Annotated in this window: 3 protein-coding genes and 1 pseudogene; 1 reads left to right on the top strand and 3 read right to left on the bottom strand. The window is 66.4% G+C overall.

All coding sequences use genetic code 11. The features are described from left to right. Positions 1-72: 72 nt before the first annotated feature. Positions 73-201: pseudogene (locus E0504_RS53350) on the bottom strand (AAA family ATPase); the annotation flags it as partial. Between the two features lie 548 nt (positions 202-749). On the opposite strand from E0504_RS53350, the gene E0504_RS50075 reads away from it, so the two are divergent. Continuing rightward, entirely contained in the window at positions 750-2057 is a 1308-nt protein-coding gene (locus E0504_RS50075) for a DUF1254 domain-containing protein (RefSeq protein WP_243658012.1), read from the top strand. A gap of 3 nt (positions 2058-2060) precedes the next feature. Here E0504_RS50075 and E0504_RS50080 read toward each other — a convergent pair whose 3' ends face one another. Then, positions 2061-3104 carry a zinc-binding dehydrogenase gene (locus E0504_RS50080; RefSeq protein WP_131628172.1) on the bottom strand — a complete coding sequence of 348 codons (1044 nt, stop codon included), beginning with the start codon at positions 3102-3104 and terminating at the stop codon, positions 2061-2063. Positions 3105-3859: 755 nt separating this feature from the next. Further along, positions 3860-4237, bottom strand: a complete 378-nt coding sequence (locus E0504_RS50085) for a hypothetical protein (RefSeq protein ID WP_131628169.1) — start codon at positions 4235-4237, stop codon at positions 3860-3862. Between the last annotated feature and the right edge of the window lie 236 nt (positions 4238-4473).

Raw genomic sequence — 4473 nt, forward strand, 5'->3', positions numbered from 1 at the left:
CCACCGGAAGTGCGGCAGAGCCGTTGTTCTTACAGTCCCTTTCCGGCACCCACAGGTTGGCGGTGTAGGTCATCTGGTCGCCGCCTCGGTGAGGTCGCCGAACTGGCGGCGGATCGTGGGCAGGCGTAGCAGGCGGCAGGCCTGGTCGATCGCGGTCTGGGCGGCCTGGTCGGTCATGCCGCGGGGGCGGGTGACAGTCATGAGGCTCCTCCTGCTCCGGGACTGTGGTGACGCGGATCAGCCTGCCGTCGGTCTGACCGGCGATGTCGGTCCCGCGTCGGGTCGGCTGGGCGGTCCGGCCCGCGTCAGGGATCGGTTCTCCCCGTTGTGTCTCTTCCAGCTGCGGCCACATGCCTTTCACATGGTCGCGTCGAAGACTGCCGGCGACGGTGTCGCCGAGGACGGGAGTGCGGATGTCGGACCCGAGGCAGGTCCCATCGGGGGGTTGGAGGAGGTCGCAGGGTGCCTCGGTGACCCGCCGGCGCACATGTCGCGCCGTCGCTGTCGCTCTGGTGACGACAGGGGTGGTGACAGCGACGGCGGTGGTTGGAGCCGCGGGCGTCACCGGGCAGACCGACGTGGCCGGTGCCGTGGCGGTGTCGTCTGACACCCAGGCGGGATCCGCGACGTCGGCCAGGACGACGAGGGCGGTCCCGGTGGCGGCGGCGACCGCCCCGGCGCAGGCCGCGGCACCAGCCGGAACAACTCCGATGGATACGTCAGAGGGAACGCCGGCGCCTGCTGGGTCCATGGAGGACACCGCCGCGGATGGCTACGTCTACGGGTACAGCCCGGTGGCGATGGCCCGCACCCGAGCGGCCCACGTCTGCCGGGGTGGCACGAACGCCCTGCTCAACGTCCCGGTCCTGTCGACGCCGCTGAGCCGTAGCGTGGTGGCTCCGAACGTCGACACCCTTTACTCGGTTGCCTGGCTGGACCTGCGCGGCGGGCCGGTGAGCCTGACGTTGCCCGACACGACCGACCGGTATGTCGTGTTCGAGATCCTGGACATCTACTCCAACGTCTTCGCCAACATCGGCACCAGGCTCAACGGCTCGCAGCCCGGCGCCTACCTGATCACCCCGCCAGGGTGGAGCGGGACGGCGCCGGAAGGGACCACCGTGGTCGCCGCGCCGAGCTGGGACGTCTGGGCGCTCGGCCGCACGTTGGTGGACGGCGACGACGATCTGCCCGCCGCACGTGCCGTGCAGGGCCAGTACACCGTGGCGGGCACCGACCTCGGCGAGACCGGGCTGGTGCCACCCGCCCTGCCCGCGGTGGACTGCGCGAACCCACCCGACCCGCAAACCCCTTACGACGCAGGGGCGGCGTTCTTCGACGAGCTGGCCGCGGTGCTCGCCGCCGACCCGTCGCCGACCGCCGACGACCCGGCGCTCGCCTCACTCGCGAGTATCGGGGTCGTGCCGGGTTCGACCCCGTCGGCGGGGGATCCGGCGACGGTGGCGGCTCTGGCGGCGGGGGTGACCGCGGGTGAGGCCGAGGTCCAGGCCGCGGCCGAGGATGCCCTCGTCCCGTCCGGCACCTGGCAGGGAAGCTTCAACGGCGGCACCTACGGCACCGACTACCTGCTGCGCTCCGCGGTCGCCGTGGTCGGCCTCGGGGCGAACGTACCGCAGGAGTCGCTGTACTACTGGTCCGGCCCAGACATCGACGGTGAGCCGCTGACCGGCGCGCGCACCTACCGCATGCACTTCGCCGCCGGTGAGCTGCCACCGATCGAATCCGCCGGGTTCTGGTCGGTGACGATGTACGACGACGAGATGTTCCTCGTGCCGAACGCGCTGCGACGCTACGCCCTGGGGGATCGCAGTGACCTCACGGTGAACCCGGACGGATCGATCGACATCTACCTGTCGGCGACCGCGCCGGCCGGGCACACCGACAACTGGCTGCCCGCGCCGGACGGACCGTTCAACCTGATGATCCGCGCGTACATCCCCACCGAGCCCGCGCTGACGAACACCTGGCATCCACCCACGATCGAACAGATCTCCATTCATGCCGCAGCGCGCGGCCCGTCCCCGCAGACCCCTTGACGCCTACTGCTGGTCGTCGAAGGTGACGACGACCTTTTCGGCTGCTCCCGGTGTCAGGGTGAGTTCGAATGCGCGCTTGACGTCGGAGAAGGGAACGCGATGGCTGATCAACCGCGCGAAACGTTCCTGGTGCTCGGCGATCTCCTGAGTTACCTCGAAGATCTCCGTGGGGTAGCCCTGGGAGGCGGTGATGGTCATCTCGCTGCGGAGCATCGCGCCGAGGTTGATGGGCTCAGGCTTCTTGTGTACAGCTACCGTGACGAGCTTGGCACCCCACTTCCCCGATGTCAGGGCCGTGTTGACGACGGCTGCGACGCCCGCGGCGTCGATGTAGATGTCGGTGTCCGGGCGGCGCTGGCCGAGTGCGTTGGCGCCCTGTCCGTGTAGTTCGGTCAGGCGGGCCGTCACGTCCTCGCGGGAGGAGTCGATGACGGCGTCCGCGCCGACCGCGAGCGCCGTCTTGAGGCGGTCGGGGATGACGTCGGCGACGACCACGTGCTGGACCCCACGCAGCTTCAGCCAGATCGCGGCGCCCAGACCGATGGGTCCGGCGCCGAACACCACGGCCTTGTCCGTCGGACTGGCCTCGGAGCGGTTGACGCAGTGCCGTGCCACTGCCATGGGCTCATTGAGCGCGGCGACGTCGAAGGGCACCGTGTCGGGGAACACCGCCACGCTCTTACCGACGACGACGTTCTCCAGGAGGAGATATTCACGCATGCCGCCCAGCGTGCCGCCGCAGCCGATGATGCCGGAGGGAGCAGCCATCGGGTTGACGACCACGCGATCGCCCACCTTCAGATCCGCGATCTGGGATCCCACTTCGACGATCTCGCCGGCCGGCTCGTGCCCGAGAGGAATCGAGATCATCTGCCCGCCCGGCCCCTGCGGCGAGCCGCCCATGTGCAGGTAGTGCGCGTCGGTTCCGCAGATGCCACAGGCACGGATCCGCATCAGCGCGTCCTTGGGGCCAAGAACGGGACGTTCGATGTCGACTATATTGACAGTGCCTTGCGTGCCAGTCTGTACGGACTTCATCGTGTGCATGTGGATGTTATCTTTCTGAAAGTGTACTGGAAATATCGGAGTAGTCACCAATGCTGCCTTAAAATGCTTAAGAAAGTAAACATCGATGGACATGGGTGGCTGGTCGGGTTTGCCGGGCGACCTGGGGAGAGCTCGTGGATGGGGAGGACAAGGGGCATCGATCGGGCTGGTAAGATATCCGCAGCCTGCGGCGGAGTTTAGTGCCGGTACCGATCGAGACGGCTCCCATACCCAATTCTGGTCAGGAGTTCCCGCGCGCCATCGAGGGCGAGGGCGAAGGCGGTGGCCGCGGCCAGGGCTGACTGGGAGCGGGAGCAGCAGGAGTGGGGCTAGAAACAGGAGCACTGGCCTCGATGTCTCGGCGAGAACACCGAACTCATGAGTATCTCCTATTGTGAATGGTGAGGTATGAATCTTTGTTTGATGATGCCGCCGCCCGCGGTCGGCGACTAGGGCATTCTCTCCCGAATCCATGGTGTAACTGACTGCACCATCGGAAGAGTGATCTCGATGGGTAGGAGATCTCCTTCTGGACGGTTGCCGGCATGAACCTCAGATATGCAAAGTCGCCGTCCATATGTATCTCCGACCAGGATCAGGTCGAGGACTCCTACGTCAAGACGAACGGATTCGAGCTGGTTGCTGGTTGCTGGTGGCGTACTGAGCATTGGGTGCGGCCTTGCGTTCCCATGGAAGTTGTCAGCACCGTTGTGACGCTCCCCGAGGCTGGCAGGGCCGGAGCGGGAGAGTGAGTGTCAGCGGATCCCGCAGAGGGTGAACGTTGCCAGCAGGGCGATGTTGTGGAGTGTGAACTGGTCGGCTGTCGAGTCGCTCAAGCCGTAACGCTTCGCCATCGAGGGCATAGTGATCTTTCTGGTGGTGGCCATGTCCGAGCAGTCGGCCTCGCCGTCGCTGAGGATCTGCTCGTCGGTTTTCCCCTCCGCCAACCCGGGAAACTGCTGGCGGAACTGTCTGACGTAGGTGGGGGTACCGCCCCCGATTCCGATTCCTGGGTTCGTCGACACGGACGGCGTGCTCACCGTATTCACGGGGGAGAATTCGGTCGATTCGACCGGGCCGCAGGCGGCCAACGACGCGATGGCCACGCCGATAAAGATAAGTCGTTTACGCATGACTCTCCCTGTCGTGTCGCTCGCTCGCCTGGCATTGGAGGAGCGTGTCGACCGGTCTGGCGGGAAGATCCGGTCAGGGTGCCGTCCACCGGAAGATCTGGGGAGGGGTTGAGTCTCCGGATCTGATCGGAGGTACGGCACCAGCCTGTCCGATCGGGCCCGTCCCGTCGTCCTCCACACGCAGACACTTCTGGCTACGGAGAACTTAGTACTCGCTACTGAAGATTAACGTGTGA

The organism is Parafrankia sp. BMG5.11 (assembly GCF_004337455.1).

Coding starts and splice junctions, on each gene's coding strand:
- E0504_RS50075 (WP_243658012.1), top strand. CDS start 750: ATGGAGGACACCGCCGCGGATGGCTACGTCTACGGGTACAGCCCGGTG.
- E0504_RS50080 (WP_131628172.1), bottom strand. CDS start 3,104: ATGCACACGATGAAGTCCGTACAGACTGGCACGCAAGGCACTGTCAAT.
- E0504_RS50085 (WP_131628169.1), bottom strand. CDS start 4,237: ATGCGTAAACGACTTATCTTTATCGGCGTGGCCATCGCGTCGTTGGCC.